The sequence below is a fragment of the Bradyrhizobium sp. 26S5 genome (assembly GCF_036923295.1).
In the GTDB taxonomy this organism is placed as follows: domain Bacteria; phylum Pseudomonadota; class Alphaproteobacteria; order Rhizobiales; family Xanthobacteraceae; genus Bradyrhizobium; species Bradyrhizobium septentrionale.
Genome location: NZ_CP145948.1, coordinates 4,577,365 through 4,597,064, shown reverse-complemented (window position 1 = coordinate 4,597,064; position 19,700 = coordinate 4,577,365). Strand labels below are relative to the sequence as shown.

The window sequence follows — 19,700 nt, the reverse complement described above, 5'->3', positions numbered from 1 at the left end:
CGGAGATTATTTCGGCTGTCGCACCACGCCGCCCGCGTTCATGCCGCCGTCGATCACGAGCTCGGTGCCGGTGACGTAGCGCGACGCGTCGGAGGCGAGATAGAGCACGCCCTGCGCGATCTCGATGGCCTGGCCGGCGCGGCCGAGCGGCGTTGCGAATCTCGCGCGCTCCTCCGGATCGATCGGCGCGTTCTGGCCGGCGCCGGTCGCCCCGGTCGGGATCTTGCCCCAGATCGGCGTGTCGATGATGCCGGGATGCACGGAGTTGACGCGGATGCCGTCGTTCACCTGCGCACATTCCATCGCGATCGACTTGGCGAACAGCCGCACCGCGCCCTTGGTCGCGCTGTAGCCGGAGAGGTTCGCGGCGCCGCGCAGACCCGCGAGCGACGACATCATGATGATGGAGCCGCCGCCATGCTTGCGCATCAGCGGCAGCGAGTGCTTCACTGATAGGAATACGCCATCGATATTGATGGCGGTCTGCCGGCGCCAGTCTGCGAGCGACATCTCGACAATCGAAGGCGCGCCGATGCCGATACCGGCGTTGGAGACCATGATGTCGAGGCGGCCATAGCGCTTGCCGATGTCAGCGACGACCTCGATCCAGCGCTCCTCGCTGGTGACATCCTGCGGCAGAAACACCACCTCGCGACCAGCCTTCTTGAGCCGCGCGGCGAGCTCCGGTCCCCGCAACTCATCGATATCGGTCGCAACAACGGTCGCGCCCTCCTGCGCGAACAATTCAACGATCGCCTCGCCGATACCTGATGCGCCGCCGGTCACCAGCGCGACCTTGCCCTCAACCTGTCCAGACATGTCCTCTCCCAACGTTTCTTATCGGATCACCACCGGGCCCTGATCCGGCACCGCGACGTCGAGCACACGGAATTGCACACGTTCGGTGCCTTGCCAACGGTCGACGGCGAGAGTGCCTGCCACGTGCAATTGCTGGCCGCGATTTTGCGTCAAGGCGCTGCCGAGCTTCTGTCCGACGGAGCGGAATGCGATACCGTTGACGATCGAGCCGTCGCCGGATTTGAAGCGCAGCCGCAAATGCGCCTGCCCGACCTCGTCGGCATAGACCAGCTGATGCGACGGCAGCGCGATCACCGGCTCCGGATTGGCGCTGCCGAACGGGCCGGCGCGATTGAGCGTCGCGGCAAATTCCGGCGTCACCGCGCGCGCGGTAACCGCACCGTCGATGAACAGCTCGTTCTCGTGACGCGAGTTGGCGACGTCGGCGGCGAGCGCGCTCTCCATGTAGGCGCGGAATTCGGCGAGCTTCTCCTTGCGCAGCGTGACGCCGGCCGCCATCGCGTGCCCGCCGCCCTTCATCAAGAGCCCGTCATGCACCGCCTGCCGCACCGCCTTGCCGAGATCGACGCCGCCGATCGAGCGGCCCGATCCGGTACCGATGCCGCCCGGCTCGAGCGCGATCGCAAACGCCGGACGCGCGAACTTCTCCTTCAGCCGCGCCGCGACCAGCCCGACCACGCCGGGATGCCAGCCTTCGGCGGCGGTGACGATCACCGCGCCCTTGTCCTCGAGCCCGAGCGAGGCCAGCGCCTCGGCTTCGGCCTGCGCCTCGGCGGCCTGCTCGATCACTCGCCGCTCGGCGTTGAGGCGGTCGAGCTCGGCCGCGATCCGTGCGGCCTCCGACACATCGCCTTCGAGCAACAGCCGCACGCCAAGATCGGCGCGCCCGATGCGGCCGCCGGCATTGATGCGCGGCCCCAGCATGAAGCCGAGATGCCAGGCCTCCGGCGGGCCGTTGAGCCGCGCCACATCCATCAGCGCGGTATGACCGACATGGTCGCGGCGGCGCATCGCGATCAGGCCCTTGGCGACGAAGGCGCGGTTGAGCCCGATCAGCGGCGCGACGTCGGCCACGGTGCCGAGCGCGACATGATGCAGCATGCCGAGCAGGTCCGGCTCCAGCATCTCGCTGCTCCAGAAACCGCGCTGGCGCAGCTCGCGATTGACCGCGACCAATGTCACCAGCACGAGGCCGACGGCTGCAAGATGACCGAGGCCGGACAGATCGTCCGGCCGGTTCGGATTCACCAGCGCGTCGACCTCGGGCAACTCATCGCCGGTCTGGTGATGATCGATCACCACCACCGACATGCCGAGCTTCTTCGCCTCCGCCAGCGGCTCGATGCTGGTGGTGCCGCAATCCACCGTGACCAGCAGCGTCGCTCCCTTGGCCGCCAGCGCGCGGACAGCGTCGATGTTCGGACCGTAGCCTTCGAAGATGCGGTCGGGAATATGGATCAGGGGATCCAGCCCGCAATGGCGCAGATGCCAGGTCAGCAGCGCCGCCGAGGTCGCGCCGTCGACGTCATAGTCGCCGAAGATCGCGACCTTCTCGCCGCGCACCGCGGCATCCGCGATGCGCTTGGCGGCAAGCTCCATCTCGGTGACCGTGTGGGGATCCGGCATCAGCTTGCGGATGGTCGGGTCGAGGAAGTCGACGACCTCATCGATCGCGACGTCGCGCCCGGCCAGCACCCGTGCCAGCATCTCCGGCAGATTGTGACGCTGGACCATCGCAAGCGCCCGCGCCGCCCCGCGCGCATCCAGCCGGTCGCGCCAGAGCTTTCCGGTCAACGACCGCGTCACGCCGAGGAACGCCGGCGGCGCCTCGACGGGCAATGCGGATGCGTGCAGCGTCATGATCCCTTCTGGAGCCAGAGCGATTTCGAGCGAAGCGGGCAACGGTTCGCGTGAAGAAAACGCGTCAAAACAAATCTAGAGCTCCGGTTCCGACCCAATCAGAACCGACGCTCCAACCAGGAATCGTAGCGCTTCAATGATTCGCAGACCAGTTCTAGCAGCCCATCCGGGTCGCGATTTCCCCGAAATCCTTGGCCACGATGTCCCATTCGCCGGTGGCTTCGAAATCGTATTTCTGCAGGGGTCCGTATTCGGCCGGCCGCGCCACGAAGGCGGTCTTGAGGCCATGCTTCTGCGCGTGCTTCAGATCGTAATTGTGCGCGGCGACCATCATCACCTGCTCCGGCGGCAGGCATAGCAGTTTTGCGGCGCCCAGATAGGTTTCCGGATCGGGCTTGTAATGCTCGAACAGCTCGGCGGACATGACCAGATCCCACGGCAGGCCTGCGAACTTCGCCATGTTGGTGAGCAGTGCGACGTTGCCGTTGGAGAGCGGCGAGATGATGTATTTGGTCTTCAGCCGCGTCAGCCCGGCGACGCTGTCGGGCCACCCGTGCAGGCGATGCCAGCCCAGCGTCAGGTGCTGCAGGTCGGCTTCGGTCAGGCCCTTGACGTCGAACTGCGCGACCAGCTTCTCCAGCGAGCGGCGGTGCAGCACGTCGAGGATCACGTAACCGTTCTGCGGGTTCTTGCGCACCTCGTCCATCGAGGCCGCGTAGACCGCGCGCCAGCCATCGACCAGCGCGGTCCAGTCGGCCTTGATGCCGCGCGTCTCGCCCCATTTGGTGAAATCGTTGATCAGGCTGGTGCGCCAGTCGACGACGGTTCCGAACACGTCGAACACCAGTGCCTTGACGCCGGACAGATCGGACATGCTCGTCTCCCTTTTTCTTGTTGTTATTTATTGATCCCGTCGTTCCGGGATGGTGCGCAGCACCAGACCCGGAACCTCGAGGTTCCAGGTTCGATGCTACGCATCGCCCCGGAACGACAGCGGATATTAGTCGAGGTGGAATTTCTCCAGCTGCCGGTGCTCGGCCTTGATGTAGCGCACGGTGCCGGTGACTGAGCGCATCACGACCGTCTCGGTCTCGATCACGTCCTTCTTGAACTTCACGCCCGTCAGCAGCGAGCCGGTGGTGACGCCGGTGGCGGCGAACAGGCAGTCGCCCTTGGCCATGTCCTCGATGCCGTAGATCATCTTCGGATCGATGACGCCCATCTTGTGCGCGCGCTCGCGCTTCTCCTCGGTGTCGAGGATCAGGCGGCACTGCATCTGACCGCCGATGCAGCGCAGCGCAACCGCCGCCAGCACGCCCTCGGGCGCGCCGCCGGTGCCGATATACATGTCGACGCCGGTCTCGTCGGGCTTGGCACAATGAATGACGCCGGCGACGTCGCCGTCGGTGATCAGCTGTACGGCAGCGCCGGTGGAGCGTACGCTGTTGATGATGTCGGCATGGCGCGGACGGTCGAGCACCAGCACGTTGATGGCAGTCGGATCGACGCCCTTGGCCTTGGCGAGCCGACGGACGTTGTCGGCCGGCGGCGCGTCGAGCTCGATCACGTTCTTGGCGTAGCCGGGACCGATCGCGATCTTCTGCATATAGACGTCAGGCGCGTGCAGCAGCGTGCCGCCGTCGGCCATCGCCATGGTGGCGATCGAGCCCGGCATGTTCTTGGCGCACAGCGTGGTGCCTTCGAGCGGGTCGACCGCGATGTCGACCTTGGGACCGGCGTTGAGGCCGACCTTCTCGCCGATGAACAGCATCGGCGCCTCGTCGCGCTCACCCTCGCCGATCACGACCGTGCCCTCGATCGGCAGCTTGTTGAGCTCGCGCCGCATCGCATCGACCGCAGCCTTGTCGGCGGCCTTTTCCTGGCCGTGGCCGCGCAGCCGCGCGGCCGACACCGCCGCGCGCTCCGTCACCCGCACGATTTCGAGCGTCAGGATGCGCTCAAGCAACATTTGCGGCGGAACGGAAATATGGGTCGACATCGGCGTACTCCTTAAGCCTCGGGGACAGGCCAGCCTGCCCGCATCAATCGTCTCACGCCCGACCCGTTCAGGCCATGCGCTAGTTTTTCTCGATCCGAATCACCTGCGGCCGGCCGCTGATGACCTTATCGCGCTGCACTGCGGCCAGCGCGCGATGCACGGCATCCTCGCTGGTCGCATAGGTAATCAGAATGACCGGGACCGGTGAAGGTTTTTTGGCCGCACCGTTCACATCGACGCCATCCGGGTGCCGCTGCACGATGGACTCCAGAGATATCTTCTGTTCCGCAAGCCGGGTGGCGATTGTTGCGGCAGTGCCTGCAAGATCGCGCGCCATCAGGCGGATATAATAACCACCCTCATGACGTTCCATCGGCGCCTTGACGGTGTCGCGCAACCGCTCGACCGGGCGCCCGAACGGCTTGGCGCGGATGCCGCGGGCGACGTCGGCGATGTCGGCGACCACGGCCGAGGCGGTCGCGCCGCCACCGGCCCCCGGACCGACCAGCGTGATCGGCGGAATGCCCTCGCCGTCGATAGCAACCGCATTGGTGACGCCCATCACCTGCGCGATCGGGGACGATTTCGGCACCATGGTCGGATGCACGCGCTGCTCAATGCCCTTTGCCGTGCGCACCGCGACGCCGAGCAGCTTGACCCGGTAGCCGAGTTCCGCGGCCGCTTTGAGGTCCTCCGGCGTGATCGAGGAGATGCCCTCGACGTAGACGGCGCTTTCGGCGACCTTGGTTCCGAACGCGAGGCTCGCCAAGATCGCGAGCTTCTGCGCGGTGTCGTGACCATCGACGTCGAACGACGGATTGGCTTCGGCATAGCCGAGACGCTGGGCGTCCTTCAGGCATTCTTCAAAAGACAGACCCTCCTGCTCCATCCGGGTCAGGATGTAATTGCAGGTGCCGTTGAGGATGCCGTAGACGCGGTTGACGCTGGTGCCGGCGAGGCCCTCGCGCAGCGTCTTGATGACCGGGATCGCCGCTCCGACCGCCGCCTCGAAATTCAGCGCGCCGCCGTGCTTCTCGGCGGCTGTCGCAAGACGCAGGCCGTGCTTGGCGATCAGCGCCTTGTTGGCGGTGACGACCGACTTGCCGGCCTTCAGCGCCGTCTCGATCGCAGAGAGCGCAGGATCGCCGGCCCCGCCCATCAATTCGACGAAGCAGTCGATATTGGGATCCGCGGCCAGCGCCTCGGGGCTCTTCGCCCACGCGATGCCGCGCAGGTCGAGGCCGCGCTTCTTGGCCTTCGAGCGCGCCGTGACGGCGACGACGCGAATGCTGCGGCCGCTGCGCTCGGCCAGCGCCCGTCCTTGCGATTCGATGAGGCGGACGACATCGGCACCGACGGTGCCGAGCCCCGCTATGCCCACGTTCAGGGGTGCGACCATGAGATTAAGCAACCTGGAAGGATTAGCGCCGGTTGGCGAGAGGAACGACGTTGTGCAACGTTTCGATGCCGCTTTCAAGGAAGCGGCGCACGCCACGCGCGGCCTGCCGGATACGCTGCTCGTTCTCCACCATCGCGATGCGGACATAGCCTTCGCCGTGCTCGCCGAACGCCACGCCGGGCGACACCACGACGCCGGATTTCTCCACCATCAGGGTTGCGAACTGCATGCTGCCGACCGCCTCGAACGCCTTGGGCAGCGGCGCCCAGGCGAACATCGAGGCCTGCGGCGGCGGAATCTCCCAGCCGGCACGGCCAAACGACTCGACCAGCGCATCGCGGCGCTTGCGGTAGGTGTCGCGCATCTCGCGGATGCAGTCGTCAGGGCCGTTCAGCGCGGCGGTCGCCGCCACCTGGACCGGCGTGAAGGCGCCGTAATCGAGATAGGATTTGACCCGCGCAAGTGCGGCGATGATGCGCTCATTGCCGACCGCAAAGCCCATGCGCCAGCCGGCCATCGAGAACGTCTTCGACATCGAGGTGAACTCGACGGTGACGTCGATCGCGCCGGGGACCTGCAGCACCGATGGCGGCGGATTGTTCTCGTCGAAATAGACTTCCGCGTAGGCAAGATCGGACAGGATGAAGATGTCGTGCTTCTTCGCGAACGCGACGAGATCCTTGTAAAAGTCGAGGTCCGCGACATAGGCGGTCGGGTTCGACGGATAGCAGACGATCAGCGCGATCGGCTTCGGGATCGAATGAATGATCGCCCGCTCGACCGCCTCGAAGAACTGCGGGGTCGGCTCCGACGGCACCGAGCGGATCACGCCGCCCGCCATCAGGAAGCCGAAGGCATGGATCGGATAGCTCGGATTGGGGCACAGCACGACGTCGCCGGGCGCGGTGATCGCCTGCGCGACGTTGGCAAACCCCTCCTTCGAGCCGAGGGTGGCCACGACCTGGGTATCGGGGTTGAGCTTGACGCCGAAACGGCGGGCATAATAGGCGGCCTGTGCCTTGCGCAGGCCGTTGATGCCGCGCGAGGCCGAGTAGCGGTCGGTCCGCGGCTTGCCCAGCGTCTCCTTCAGCTTCTCGATCACATGCGGCGGGGTCGGCAGGTCCGGGTTCCCCATGCCCATGTCGATGATGTCGGCCCCGGCGTTGCGCGCGGCCGCCTTGGCCTGGTTGACCTTCTCAAAGACGTAAGGCGGCAGACGGCGAATGCGGTAAAAATCTTCCATGGGACCCTTGCTCCGACAACCGCGATGCCAGAATCGACGCCCTTTGGATCGATGCCAAAGCCTGCTCGGGCTCTTACAGAAATCGCGCCAAATCAATAACTTAGAGCGAATTCAGGCGCACGATCTGAGGGCTGCGGCCGGATATGCGGTTGAATTGAGGTTCTTTTAGCACGGACACCGGGCGGCGCCAGCGCTGATCGGCCACCTGGAACGCCTACTTCCCGCTCTGGGCTGTCGTCGCGCTTGGGGCTGGCGTCCCGCTCTGCGCTGCCGCCGACGCCTGGCGCTCGCGCGCGGCGATCAGCTCCTGCTCGATCTTGGCCTGATCCGCCGGCTTGATGGTCGGATCGGCGCGGTCGGGCGGCAGATCGTGGACCGGGAGGTAGCCGGTGGCATCCTTCGGCCGCGCCGGAGCGTCGGCCGGCATGGTCATATCGGCAATCGTGCTCGAGCAGCCGCTCAGCGCCGTCAACGACGCGAGCAGCGCTGCGGCAACGAGCGCCCTTTTCATCCAATCGATCGGCATGTGCCGAATTGTCCCCAACAAGCTAGCGCGCATGTCGCACGTTGCCGACACGGGTCGCACTGTACGAGCCTTGGTACGAGCTTTGCAGCGTCCCCGCTGCGTTAATCCCGGCTTTAGCGTTTCAAACCATTGTCGCCCGAAACGCTTAAAGCGTGAACAAGAAATGCGACCCCTGAGGCTTCAATATGTCAGAACAAAGAATTTTTTATCGCACTGCAGCAGAGCGAAACATTGGATTTTGACCGATTCCCGTTGCCGCACCGCGCGATGACGCCCCCCAAACCAGGCGATATTGTCCCTCAGATGAGCAACGTCAGTACCGACACCCAAGCCACCCCGAAATTCAACGCCGAAGCCTTCGCCATGAACATCGCCCGGGCGCTGGAGAGCAGCGGCCAGGCGCTTGCAGCCTATCTAAAGCCGCGCCAGACCGGGGAAGTCCGCGACAAGCCGCCGAATGAGCTCGGTGAGGTCATCAAGACCTTCAGCGTGATCGCCGAATACTGGCTGTCCGACAAGGAGCGCGCCTCGTCGCTGCAGATGCAACTCGGCAAGGACTACCTCGATCTCTGGGGCGCGGCAGTGCGCCGCATGGCCGGCGAAGCCGATGCCAAGCCCGCGATCGCGCCGGCACCGCGCGACAAGCGGTTCCAGGATCCGGAGTGGAAGTCGAACCAGTTCTTCGACTTCATCCTGCAGCTCTATCTGCTGACCGCGAAATGGGCGCAGCAGCTGGTTCACGACGCCGACGGGATCGATCCGCATACCCGCAAGAAGGCGGAGTTCTATGTCCAGCAGATCAGCAACGCGCTGGCGCCGTCGAATTTCGTGCTGACCAATCCGGAGGTGCTGCGCGCCACCGTCGAGAGCAACGGCGACAATCTGGTGCGCGGCATGAAGATGCTGGCCGAGGATATCGAGGCCGGCCACGGCACGCTGCGGATCCGCCAGTCCGATTCGGCCAATCTCGAGGTCGGCGTCAACATGGCGACGACGCCGGGCAAGGTGATCTACCAGAACGAGCTGATGCAGCTGATCCAGTATTCGCCGGCGACCGAGAACGTGCTGCGCACGCCGCTCCTGATCGTGCCGCCCTGGATCAACAAGTTCTACATCCTCGATCTGCGCCCTGAGAAATCCTACATCAAATGGTGCGTCGACCAGGGCATCACGGTGTTCGTGATCTCCTGGGTCAATCCGGACAAGGAGCTCGGCAAGAAGACCTGGGCCGACTACATGACCGGAGGCCCGCTCACCGCGATGGACGTGATCGAGAAGGCCACCGGCGAGCTGAAGGTGCACACCGCCGGCTATTGCGTCGGCGGCACCCTGCTCGCCTCGACGCTCGCCTACCTCGCCGAGAAGCGCCGCCAGCGCGTGACGTCGGCGACGTTCTTTGCCGCGCAGGTCGACTTCAGCCACGCCGGCGACCTCCTGGTGTTCGTCGACGAGGACCAGATCTCGGCGCTGGAACGCGACATGCAGGAATCCGGCGTGCTCGAAGGCAGCAAGATGGCGATGGCCTTCAACATGCTGCGCTCCAACGACCTGATCTGGTCGTATGTCGTGAACAACTATTTGAAGGGCCAGTCGCCCTCCTCGTTCGACCTGCTGCACTGGAATTCGGATGCGACCCGGATGCCGTCGTCGAACCACTCCTACTATCTGCGCAACTGCTATCTGGAGAACCGGCTGTCGACCGGCACCATGGTGCTCGACAACACGCTGCTCGATCTGTCGAAGGTGAAGGTGCCGGTCTACAACCTCGCCGCACGCGAAGATCACATCGCGCCGGCGGAATCGGTGCTGTACGGCTCGCAGTTCTTCGGCGGCCCGGTGAAATATGTGCTGTCCGGCTCCGGCCATATCGCCGGCGTGGTCAATCCGCCGGCCTCGAAGAAGTACCAGTACTGGACCAACGACAACATCAAGGACATCAAGCTCGCCGACTGGCTCAAAGGCGCCGAGGAGCACAAAGGTTCATGGTGGCCCGATTGGCGCGGCTGGCTGGAGAGCCATGATCCGGAGACGGTGCCGGCGCGCACGGTCGGGATGCCGGCGCTCGAGGACGCCCCGGGCAGCTATGTCCGTGTCCGCGCGTAGCGCGCGGTCTCCCGCTCAGCTATAAACAGACGATCCCGACGGTCGGGAATCGAATTGACGTGAGGGGGAGACGATGACGCGCGAACTGTTCTGGCTGTCGCTGACGGTGATCCTGACCGGGCTGCTGTGGGTTCCCTACATCATCAACCGCTGCCAGGTGCGCGGCCTCTCCGGCGCGATGGGCAATCCCTCGCGCAACGACAAGCCGCACGCCGAATGGGCCAACCGGCTGATGTTCGCGCACGACAACGCGGTCGAGAACCTCGTGATCTTCGCGCCGCTGGTCTTGATCCTCAACGCCGCCGACTATTCCACCAAATGGACCGTGCTCGCCTGCGCCGTCTATTTCTGGGCCCGCGTCGCGCATCTGGTCGTCTACACGCTCGGCCTGCCGGTGTTCCGCACCCTGGCCTTTACGGTCGGCTTCATCGCGCAAGCGGTGCTCGCGCTCGCGATCTTCAAGATCGTCTGAGCAACAAGATTCGCGCCGGCCGCGGTGCTGAAGCACGATGAAGTCATCGCGCTTCAACCCTTTTCTTGAGCATGATCGCTTCGGAAAAACCGCTTCACACTTTTCCGGATCATGCTCTAGCCGCGCCGGCGCTATTCCTTAGCCCTTGCGCACGACGATATGCAGCATCGTCGCGGGCGCCTCGTCAAAACTCTTGACCTCGCTGGTGTCGGACGAGACTTGGGTCCACGCCCCTGACGATGCGTAGGTCGCCGCCAGCCAGTCGGCCGCGGGGTAATTGTAGTAGCGGCCGATGCTGTCGCGGCCATCGCTATGGCCGATCTTGTAGCTCGCGTAGAAGATACCGCCGGATTTCAGCGCCCGGTGGATGCGGCCGATGATGCCGGCCAGTTCGTCGCGCCGCACGTGCAGCAGGCAGGCGCTGGCCCAGACGCCGTCATAGGCGTCCAGATCCTCGAGCTGATCGAACAGCATCGCCTCGACGGGATGATTGATGCGGCGCGCGGCGACTTCAGCCATCTCGGGTGAACCATCGGTCGCACGCAGCACAAAGCCTTCGGCGAGCATCACCGCGGCATGATTACCGGCGCCGCAGCCGAGTTCGAGGATCGCGCCGCCTCGCGGCAACAGGCCGAGGAAGGCCTTGAGCCGGGCGGACGGTGCTTTCGCCCACCCGGCATAGACCTCGGCATTGCGCCGGTAGAATTGCAGCGTGGCGTCGTCCACGATGCGCCTCGCAGTTAGCTGTCGGCCAGTCCAAGCATCAGCCGCATGTTCTGCACGGCAGCGCCCGACGCACCCTTGCCCAGATTGTCGAGGCGGGCGACCAGCACCGCCTGATGGTGCTTGTCGCTGGCGAAGACATGGAGCTCGAGCTGGTTGGTTTCGTTGAGCGCCTCCGGCTCGAGCCGGCCGCCCTTGCTGGCTTCGTTCTGCAGCGGCATCACCGAGACGTATTTACTGCCGGCGTACCACTTCGCCAATACAGCCTGCAGATCAGCGCCGATCGGCTTACCCGGCAGCGCGTCGAGCTGCAGCGGCACCGAGACCAGCATGCCCTGCCGGTAGTTGCCGACCGACGGGATGAAGATCGGCCGCCGCGTCAAATGCGAATACAGCTGCATCTCCGGCACGTGCTTGTGCTCGAAGCCGAGGCCATAGAGCTCGAAGGCCCGCGCCGAGCCGTCCTCGAAGCTTGCGATCATCGACTTGCCGCCGCCCGAATAGCCGCTCACCGCGTTGACGGTGACGGGGTAATCCGCCGGCAGCAGGCCGGCATCGACGATCGGCCGCAGCAGCGCGATTGCGCCGGTCGGATAGCAGCCCGGATTGGAGACCTTCTTCGCGTTGCGAATCTTGTCGGCCTGATCGGGCGCGAGTTCCGGGAAACCGTAAGCCCAGTCGGGCGCGACCCGATAGGCCGTCGAGGCGTCGAGCACTTTCGGCGCTGAATTGCCCATGGTGTCGATCAGCGCGACGGTCTCCTTGGCGGCCTCGTCAGGCAGACAGAGGATCACGAGATCCACCTCCTCCATCAGCGCGCGCTTGGCACCGGCATCCTTCCGCTTGTCCTCGGCGATGTGTTTCACCGCGACGTCGCCGATCGCGTGCAACCGCTCCTGGATGCCGAGACCGGTGGTGCCGGATGCGCCATCGACGAACACGGTGGCCTTGGTCGCACCGCCTTTGGTCTTGAGCTGGTTCTTGGGCTGGTTGGTGTCGGTGAGGGTCATGGCACGCTCCTTTCGAGCTCGTTCGTTTTGATAGCAAAGACATCCGGCCGCGCCTGCCGCATCAGATGCGCGATGTGCTGCGCGCCGGCGTCCGCCTGCGCGGCAAGGTTGCCCGCGACCGCCGCATAATCGGTCTCGGACTTGTGCTGGTTCAGCTTGAAGCTGCCCTCCACCTCTTCCACCGTCATCTCAAGGCCCACGATCGCCTTCTTCATGGCATCGAGCCGCGCCGCGGTCATCTTAGCCGACGTCCACGGCTTCTTCGGCAACAGCCGGTCCTCGAACTTGGCGCTCAGCGCGTCGATCTGAGCGGCAAGTTCCTCACCCGACAACATCCGCACCGGCCCGGTCAGATGCACGGCCTGATAGAGCCAGGTCGGCACCTGGTCAGGCGACACGTACCAGTCCGGCGACACATAGGCATCCGCGCCGGTGACAGCCAGCAGCCAAGGCACCTCGCAAGCCGCCTCGCCTGCCAGCTTTACCAGCGGATTGTGACGGGCAACATGAAACAGCGCCCGCGGCGTCCCGTCAGCGGCGTAGCTCAGGTAGAACGGCAGTGCGGAGGCGATCGGCTTGCCGCCGTCCCACGCGCAGGCCATGCCAAAACCGCGCGCTTCCGCAAAGGCGAGGCTTGCGGCGCGGTCGGGCTTGAAAGGCGGCGGCGTATACATGGTCGAAGCTCCTGCATGACGAAGGAGCCGCCAGATCGAACCGCGTGTCTTTTTGAGGAGAGCGCCGCGGGACAGGATCCGGCGGCAGAGGCGATGGTCTTAAACGCGAGCGACCGCCCATACCGCGAGAATGCGGCGGCGGCGGGCAATGATGATGGTCGCGGCGTTGATCATAGGCGCGGCTATAAGGCCGCGCCCGCTTGGCGTCAAGATACAGTCTCGTCATTCCGGAGCGCCTCGAAGAGGCGAACCCGGAATCTTGCGCCGTAACTTCTGGACTCCCCGATGCGCAAAGCGCATCTGAGGTTCGCGCTCCGCGCGCCCCCAGGTGCGCAATTGCGCACCGGGGAATGACTGGCTAAATCACCGGATTCCACGGCGCCGGCACGAGCCGGTAGCCGCTGCCGTCCTTCACCACGTTACCGAGGCCCGGGAACGGATAGTGGAAGCCCTGCACCTGCAGCCGCTCCGCAACGATCATGTCGTAGATGCGGCGGCGGGTCTTCTCCGCCACGTCGGCGTCCTGGTCGAAGAACGCATGCCAGCCGGGATTGGTCGCGAACAAATGCGGATTGTTGGTGACGTCGGACTGGATGAAGACCTTATCCGGGCCCGAGGCCAGCACATAGGAGGTGTGGCCCGGCGTATGGCCGACGGTTTCGACCGAGGTCAGGCCCGGCGCGATCTCCTTGCCCCATTCGTAGGGCGTGACCTTCTTCTTCAGGCCGGCCTCGAAGATATTGCGGTTGTTCTTGAACAGGTTCGCCATGCGGCCGGCCGGCGCCCGGCTCATCTCGCCATCGTCCATCCAGAACTTCCATTCGGTGGCCGGCACCAGCACCTCGGCATTCGGGAAGGCCGGCGTGCCTTCGGCGGTCAGCAAGCCGTTCACGTGGTCGCCGTGGAAGTGCGAGATCACCACCATGTCGACGGCCTTGGGATCGAAGCCGGCCGCGACGAAATTGTCGGCGAACAGGCCGTTGGCGCCCTTCGAGCTGGCCTTTGCCAGCGCGCCGTTGCCGGTGTCGATCACGACCAGCTTGCCGCCGGTGTTGAGCACCAGCGGCGCGAACCAGATCGTCACCATGTCGCGCGGCATGAACGCCTTCTCCAGCGCCGCGTTGATATCTTCCCGCTTCGCATTGGGAATGAAGGCGTCTTCCAGCTTGAAGACGTTCTTGCCGTCGGATACCGCGGTGACCGTGATGTCGCCGACCTTGTAGCGATAGAAGCTCGGCGCCTGCTTGTCGGCTGCGGGCGCCGTGGCCGCCGCGGGAACGGCTGACAACAACGGTGCGGCCGCGATGCCGGCAGCGCCGGCGAGAGCGTGACGTCGTGTCAATTCCATATCATGTCCTCCCGGTGAAACGATGATGCGATCGATGGAAGCCGCGCTTGTTGGGGTGAGGTTGTATCAGCGTTTCGATGCTCGCGCGATGACGGCCGCGCGGCCGGCCGTCCTTCGACTAACCCCTGCTTCATGACCTTATTCCGGGCTCACTACACCGCCCGCCACATCCACTCGATGACCTGGCCAATGACGTCGCCGAACAGCAGCAGCGCGGCCGACCAGATCAGCGCGGAGACGAAATTGGCGACCTGGAATTGCCAGTACGACATCTCGAAAATGCCGGCCGCCAGCGGCACCGAGGCGCGCAGCGGGCCGAAGAAGCGGCCGATGAAGATGCTGGGCACGCCCCAGCTCTTCACGAAGGCCTCGCCGCGCGGCAGGATTTCCGGATAGCGCGACAACGGCCACATCTGCGCGACCTGCTCCTTGTAGCGGTAGCCGAACCAGTACGAGACCCAGTCGCCGAGCGCGGCGCCAATGCCGCCGGCGATCCAGATCGGCCAGAAGCTGATGCCGCTGACGCCGATCAACGCGCCGATCGCAACCAGCGCGCCCCAGGCGGGCACCAGCAATGAAATGAAGGCGAGCGATTCAGCGAACGCCAGCAGCATGACGATCGGAGCGGCCCAGACCTGGTGATGGCGGACGAATTCGGCCAGGGCCCGCGTAATATCTTCCATCTCGTCGAGTGCCTTCCGCTCCGTTGAACCTCGAATGAACCTTTGTAGCGGCTCGCAGCCTAAGAACAGGTAAGCCAGCCGATTGCGTGACATCAAGTCACAAAGGCGGGGATCGAACGTGATTTCCCGTAAGGCCCCTGCGGTCCAGGCTGGCTGGCATCCCCCTCACAAGAAAGAGGAAATACTGGATGATTGGATCACTGATGATGTGCGTGAGCGTTGTCGTCCTGTTGTTCGGAATGCTCGCGGGCATTGCCATGGGTATCGAGCACGACTTCACGTTAGGACCGGCGCACGCGCATCTCAACCTCGTGGGCGGCGTGCTGCTGTTCCTGTTCGGCCTGTACTACCGGCTGGTGCCGGCCGCGGGCACCATGCTGCTGGCCAAGATCCAGGGCTGGCTGCATATCGTCGGCGGCATCCTGTTCCCGGCCGGCGTGGCGGCGGTGCTGCTCAAGGGGCCCTCGGTCGAGGCGGCGCCGATCGTCGGATCCCTGACCGTGGTTGTCGCCATGGCCTTGTTCACGGTCGTTGTGTTCCGCACCTCGAAAGCGTAATCGCGGGCTCCTATCTAGACAGGCGGCCGGGGCCCCCGGGGCGCGGTCGTCCCCATTGGCAGCCCATCCGTGGCATAGTCAGAGCAACCGATTCGCTGCGCCAAAACTGGTGCGCCACTTGAAGAACCATGGCCAAAGCATTGAAGTCGAACGCGAAAAGCAAATCTGACGACGATCTGTTCGGAGCCCCGGAGCGGAAGGGACGCGCCCCGGCGAAGGCTGCTTCCCGGCCGACCACAGGCGCCGAAGCCAGCTATACCGCTGATGATATCGAGGTGCTGGAGGGGCTCGAGCCGGTCCGCCGGCGCCCCGGCATGTATATCGGCGGCACCGATGAAAAGGCGTTGCATCACCTGTTCGCCGAAGTGATCGACAATTCGATGGACGAGGCGCTTGCCGGGCACGCCACCTTCATCGAGGTCGAGCTGACCGCCGACGGCTTCCTGACCGTGACCGACAATGGCCGCGGCATTCCGGTCGACGCGCACAAGAAATTCCCAAAGAAGTCGGCGCTCGAAGTCATCATGTGCACGCTGCATTCGGGCGGCAAGTTCGACTCCAAGGTCTACGAGACCTCGGGCGGTCTGCACGGCGTCGGCGTTTCCGTCGTCAACGCCCTGTCCTCGCGGCTCGAGGTCGAGGTTGCACGCAGCGGGCAGTTGCACCGCATGACCTTCGAGCGCGGCCATCCCAAGGGCAAGCTCGAAGACCTCGGCAAGATCAACAACCGCCGCGGCACGCGCATCCGCTTCAAGCCGGACACCGACATTTTCGGCGCCAAGGCGGCCTTCAAGCCGCAGCGTCTGTTCAAGATGACGCGCTCGAAGGCGTATCTGTTCGGCGGTGTCGAGATTCGCTGGCGTTGCGACCAGGAGCTGTTGAAGGGCGTCGAAGACGTCCCGGCGGAAGCCAAATTCCACTTCCCCGGCGGCCTGAAGGATTATCTGGCCGCGGCGATCCACGCCGACACGCTGGTGCATCAGGACATCTTCTCCGGCAAGTCCGGCCGCAGCGGCGCCCACGGCGCCTGCGAATGGGCGGTGGCCTGGACCGCCGATGCCGACGGCTTCCTGTCGTCCTACACCAACACGGTGCCGACGCCCGACGGCGGCACGCATGAATCGGGCCTGCGCAGCGCGCTGCTGCGCGGCTTGAAGGATCATGCCGAACGTGCGGGCCAGGGCAAACGCGCAGCCTCCATCACCTCGGAAGACGTGATGGTGGGTGCAGCGGTGATGCTCTCGGTGTTCGTGCGCGAACCTGAATTCCAGGGTCAGACCAAGGATCGCCTCGCCACCGCCGAAGCGCAGCGCATCGTCGAACAGGCGATCAAGGACCCGTTCGATCACTGGCTGTCAGGCAATCCGAACCAGGCCAACCGGCTGCTCGATTTCGTGATCGATCGCGCCGAGGAGCGGCTGCGCCGCCGCCAGGAGAAGGAAACCGCGCGCAAGACCGCCGGCAAGAAGCTGCGTCTGCCCGGCAAGCTCGCGGATTGCTCCGACGCCGGCACCGAAGGCTCCGAACTGTTCATCGTCGAAGGTGACTCGGCCGGCGGCAGCGCCAAGCAGGCGCGCGATCGCAAGACGCAGGCCGTGCTGCCGCTGCGCGGCAAGATCCTCAACGTTGCGTCTGCCGGCAAGGACAAGCTGACCGCGAACGCGCAGCTCTCCGACCTCGTGCAGGCGATCGGCTGCGGCACGCTCGCACATTACCGCGAAGAGGATCTGCGCTATCAGCGCATCATCATCATGACCGACGCCGACGTCGACGGCGCACACATCGCTTCGCTGCTGATCACCTTCTTCTACCGGCAGATGCCGCGGCTGATCGACGAGGGGCATCTCTATCTGGCGGTTCCGCCGCTCTACAAGCTGAAACACGGCACCAAGTCGATCTATGCCCGCGACGACGCGCACAAGGACGAGTTGCTGAAGAACGAGTTCAACGCCAACGCCAAGGTCGAGGTGAACCGCTTCAAAGGCCTCGGCGAAATGATGCCGGCGCAGCTGAAGGAAACCACGATGGATCCGGCCAAGCGCACGATGCTGCGCGTGGTGCTGCTCGCCGACGATCGCGAGGGCACCGCCGACTCGGTCGAGCGGCTGATGGGCACCAAGGCGGAAGCCCGTTTTGCCTTCATCTCGGACAAGGCCGAATTCGCGAGCGACGATCTGCTCGACGTCTAGGTCGTAACCAACTGATTTGAAATGATTTTCTGGCCGCCCCCTGATCGGGGCGGCCGTTTTCATTCGCCTTTTCCGAGAGCGCCGACGATTTCGTTTTCGGGCGGTTGTGTCTCACCCGCAACAGCATTTCCGGCGGAACCACGTATAGTCCCCAACATGAGTTTCGGGAATCGGTGCCAAGGCGCTCCCGTCAGCGACCCGATCGAACGCTAAAGTCGAGGATTTGGAAATGAAGAAGATTTTGCTCGCTCTGACCGCGGTTGCTGCGATGACGGCTTCGGCGTCGGCTGCCGACCTGGCCGCCCGCCCCTACACCAAGGCCCCCGCTCCGCTCCCGGTCGCTCCGAGCTGGACCGGCTTCTACATCTTCGGCGGTGGCGGCGGCGGCATCTGGGACGCTGACACCGGTGTCCAGTCGACCACCACGGGCGCGCCGATCCTCGGCTTCAACCAGCGCCAGGGCGGCGATGGCTGGTATGGCACCGTCGGCGCCGGTTACGACTGGCAGACCGCCAACAGCTGGGTTATCGGCGTGTTCGCCGACGGTCAGTTCGGCAGCCTGAAGGGCACGATCCAGGATCAGGGTCCGTTCCTCGCCGGCAATATCAAGAACGACTACAGCTGGGCCGCCGGTGCGCGCCTGGGTTATCTGGTCGCTCCGAACGTTCTGTCCTACGTCAACGCCGGTTACTCCAGCTCGCACTGGAAGGGCACCACGCTGTTCAACACCGCGACCGCTCTTCCCTCGGGTCTGCACACCGACGGCTTCGACCGCAGCGGCTGGTTCGTCGGCGGCGGCGTCGAGAACAACCTGAACATCTTCGGCATCACCGCGCCGGGCTGGTTCATGAAGACCGAGTACCGCGCCGCTTACTACGACAACAGGAACATCTCCGAGCTGGCTGACGGCACCAATATCTCGAACGGTCGCGACATCACCTTCAGGCCGCTCGTCCAGACCATCAGCACCGCACTGGTCTACCGCTTCAACTGGACCGGCCCGGTTGTCGCCAAGTACTGATCTCTGCTGATAGCAGACCAAAAGCCCCGGCATTGTCCGGGGCTTTTTTGTTGCGCTAACGTCTTCGCGAGGCAGTCCCCTGCGCATGCCGGCTGGCGCAGAGCCGCCCGGCTGCGCCTGATCTGGTCAGCGTTGTGGCGATCGGGCACTCTTGATCCCCGGTTCAAACCACAGCGGACAACAACAATGAAAAACGGACAGTTTGATCTCTCGGGCCGGGTCGCCATCATCACCGGCGGCAATGGCGGCATCGGGCTCGGCATGGCGCGCGGCCTGGCGGACGCCGGCGCCGCAATTGCCGTGGTCGGCCGCAACGAGGCGAAATCGAAAGCCGCCGTCGAGGATCTCGGCAAGCGCGGCGTCAAGGCGATCGCGGTGGCAACCGACGTGACCGACAAGGCGGCGATCGCGGCGATGGTCGAGCGGGTCATCGGTGAGCTCGGCGGGATCGACATCCTCGTCAACAACGCCGGCATGAGCATCCGCAAGCCGCCGCACGAGCTCGAGCTCGACGAGTGGAGCAAGGTGATCGACACCAACCTCACCAGCGCATTCCTGTGCTCGAAGGCGGCCTACCCGGCGCTCAAGGCGTCGGGCCACGGCAAGATCATCAATATCGGCTCGATGATGTCGATCTTCGGCGCAAGCTTCGCTGCGGCCTATGCAGCGAGCAAGGGCGGCATCGTGCAGTATACCCGCGCCTGCGCCAATGCCTGGGCTCCCGACAACATCCAGGTCAACGCCATCCTTCCCGGCTGGATCGACACCGATCTGACCAAGGGCGCGCGCCAGCAGGTCGCCGGGCTGCACGAGCGCGTGCTCGCACGCACGCCGGCGGCACGCTGGGGGGCGATCGACGACTTCGCGGGCATCGCCGTGTTCCTGGCGTCGCCGGCCTCGGACTTCGTCACCGGCACCGCGATCCCGGTCGATGGCGGCTATTCGGTGATGGCCTGAAACACAAAAGCCCCGGCGAATCGCCGGGGCTCCTGCATCCTGTTGAGTAGCGCGCTGACCGGCGCGACCACGCAAACTTTTAATGACCAATTTAAGTAACTGTTGTCCTTGATAATT

The 19,700-nt window shown here is 64.7% G+C and carries 18 protein-coding genes; 6 read left to right on the top strand and 12 right to left on the bottom strand.

Going from position 1 to position 19,700, the window contains the following annotated elements; all coding sequences use genetic code 11:
• Window positions 1-6: 6 nt before the first annotated feature.
• The 7 genes from V5279_RS21075 to V5279_RS21045 all read right to left on the bottom strand — a co-directional run bounded on the left by V5279_RS21075 (window position 7) and on the right by V5279_RS21045 (window position 7,846).
• Window positions 7-819: a glucose 1-dehydrogenase gene (locus V5279_RS21075; protein ID WP_338700624.1), complete on the bottom strand. Its 813-nt coding sequence runs from the start codon at window positions 817-819 to the stop codon at window positions 7-9.
• Between the two features lie 18 nt (window positions 820-837).
• Complete coding sequence (gene recJ / locus V5279_RS21070) at window positions 838-2,679, bottom strand: single-stranded-DNA-specific exonuclease RecJ (protein ID WP_338700622.1); 1,842 nt, start codon at window positions 2,677-2,679, stop codon at window positions 838-840.
• Between the two features lie 154 nt (window positions 2,680-2,833).
• Window positions 2,834-3,553, bottom strand: a complete 720-nt coding sequence (locus V5279_RS21065) for a haloacid dehalogenase type II (RefSeq protein WP_029083353.1) — start codon at window positions 3,551-3,553, stop codon at window positions 2,834-2,836.
• 126 nt (window positions 3,554-3,679) lie between these two features.
• Window positions 3,680-4,678: a class II fructose-bisphosphatase gene (gene glpX / locus V5279_RS21060; protein ID WP_029083354.1), complete on the bottom strand. Its 999-nt coding sequence runs from the start codon at window positions 4,676-4,678 to the stop codon at window positions 3,680-3,682.
• A 79-nt stretch (window positions 4,679-4,757) separates the two neighbouring features.
• The gene (locus V5279_RS21055) at window positions 4,758-6,077 is read right to left on the bottom strand and encodes a homoserine dehydrogenase (RefSeq protein ID WP_338700619.1); all 1,320 of its coding nucleotides are present in this window, start codon (window positions 6,075-6,077) and stop codon (window positions 4,758-4,760) included.
• Between the two features lie 22 nt (window positions 6,078-6,099).
• Complete coding sequence (locus V5279_RS21050) at window positions 6,100-7,320, bottom strand: LL-diaminopimelate aminotransferase (RefSeq protein ID WP_166294978.1); 1,221 nt, start codon at window positions 7,318-7,320, stop codon at window positions 6,100-6,102.
• Window positions 7,321-7,534: 214 nt separating this feature from the next.
• Window positions 7,535-7,846 (bottom strand): hypothetical protein, encoded by a 312-nt coding sequence (locus V5279_RS21045; RefSeq protein WP_166294976.1) that lies wholly within the window; start codon window positions 7,844-7,846, stop codon window positions 7,535-7,537.
• Between the two features lie 303 nt (window positions 7,847-8,149).
• On the opposite strand from V5279_RS21045, the gene V5279_RS21040 reads away from it, so the two are divergent.
• Both V5279_RS21040 and V5279_RS21035 read left to right on the top strand, forming a co-directional pair.
• Window positions 8,150-9,949 carry a PHA/PHB synthase family protein gene (locus V5279_RS21040; RefSeq protein WP_166294974.1) on the top strand — a complete coding sequence of 600 codons (1,800 nt, stop codon included), beginning with the start codon at window positions 8,150-8,152 and terminating at the stop codon, window positions 9,947-9,949.
• 73 nt (window positions 9,950-10,022) lie between these two features.
• Window positions 10,023-10,421 carry an MAPEG family protein gene (locus tag V5279_RS21035; protein WP_029083359.1) on the top strand — a complete coding sequence of 133 codons (399 nt, stop codon included), beginning with the start codon at window positions 10,023-10,025 and terminating at the stop codon, window positions 10,419-10,421.
• 138 nt (window positions 10,422-10,559) lie between these two features.
• Here V5279_RS21035 and V5279_RS21030 read toward each other — a convergent pair whose 3' ends face one another.
• The 5 genes from V5279_RS21030 to V5279_RS21010 form a co-directional block, all read right to left on the bottom strand.
• Window positions 10,560-11,147 carry a class I SAM-dependent methyltransferase gene (locus V5279_RS21030; protein ID WP_338700614.1) on the bottom strand — a complete coding sequence of 196 codons (588 nt, stop codon included), beginning with the start codon at window positions 11,145-11,147 and terminating at the stop codon, window positions 10,560-10,562.
• A gap of 14 nt (window positions 11,148-11,161) precedes the next feature.
• The gene (gene argC / locus V5279_RS21025) at window positions 11,162-12,154 is read right to left on the bottom strand and encodes an N-acetyl-gamma-glutamyl-phosphate reductase (protein ID WP_338700612.1); all 993 of its coding nucleotides are present in this window, start codon (window positions 12,152-12,154) and stop codon (window positions 11,162-11,164) included.
• Window positions 12,151-12,828, bottom strand: a complete 678-nt coding sequence (locus V5279_RS21020; RefSeq protein ID WP_338700610.1) for an FMN-binding negative transcriptional regulator — start codon at window positions 12,826-12,828, stop codon at window positions 12,151-12,153. The genes argC and V5279_RS21020 overlap by 4 nt, the downstream gene beginning before the upstream one ends.
• 358 nt (window positions 12,829-13,186) lie before the next feature.
• Window positions 13,187-14,176, bottom strand: a complete 990-nt coding sequence (locus V5279_RS21015) for an MBL fold metallo-hydrolase (RefSeq protein ID WP_338700607.1) — start codon at window positions 14,174-14,176, stop codon at window positions 13,187-13,189.
• A gap of 152 nt (window positions 14,177-14,328) precedes the next feature.
• Window positions 14,329-14,859, bottom strand: coding sequence for a DedA family protein (locus V5279_RS21010; RefSeq protein WP_166294967.1), 531 nt, complete (start codon window positions 14,857-14,859; stop codon window positions 14,329-14,331).
• A 188-nt stretch (window positions 14,860-15,047) separates the two neighbouring features.
• Between V5279_RS21010 and V5279_RS21005 the strand changes: the two genes are divergently transcribed.
• The 4 genes from V5279_RS21005 to V5279_RS20990 all read left to right on the top strand — a co-directional run bounded on the left by V5279_RS21005 (window position 15,048) and on the right by V5279_RS20990 (window position 19,583).
• Window positions 15,048-15,416 carry a hypothetical protein gene (locus V5279_RS21005; RefSeq protein ID WP_166294965.1) on the top strand — a complete coding sequence of 123 codons (369 nt, stop codon included), beginning with the start codon at window positions 15,048-15,050 and terminating at the stop codon, window positions 15,414-15,416.
• Window positions 15,417-15,544: 128 nt separating this feature from the next.
• Complete coding sequence (parE, locus tag V5279_RS21000) at window positions 15,545-17,605, top strand: DNA topoisomerase IV subunit B (RefSeq protein WP_338700603.1); 2,061 nt, start codon at window positions 15,545-15,547, stop codon at window positions 17,603-17,605.
• Between the two features lie 229 nt (window positions 17,606-17,834).
• Window positions 17,835-18,626, top strand: coding sequence for an outer membrane protein (locus V5279_RS20995; protein ID WP_029083365.1), 792 nt, complete (start codon window positions 17,835-17,837; stop codon window positions 18,624-18,626).
• A 186-nt stretch (window positions 18,627-18,812) separates the two neighbouring features.
• A complete protein-coding gene (locus V5279_RS20990; RefSeq protein ID WP_338700600.1) occupies window positions 18,813-19,583 on the top strand; it encodes a glucose 1-dehydrogenase in 771 nt (256 codons plus the stop codon).
• The last annotated feature ends 117 nt before the right edge of the window (window positions 19,584-19,700 follow it).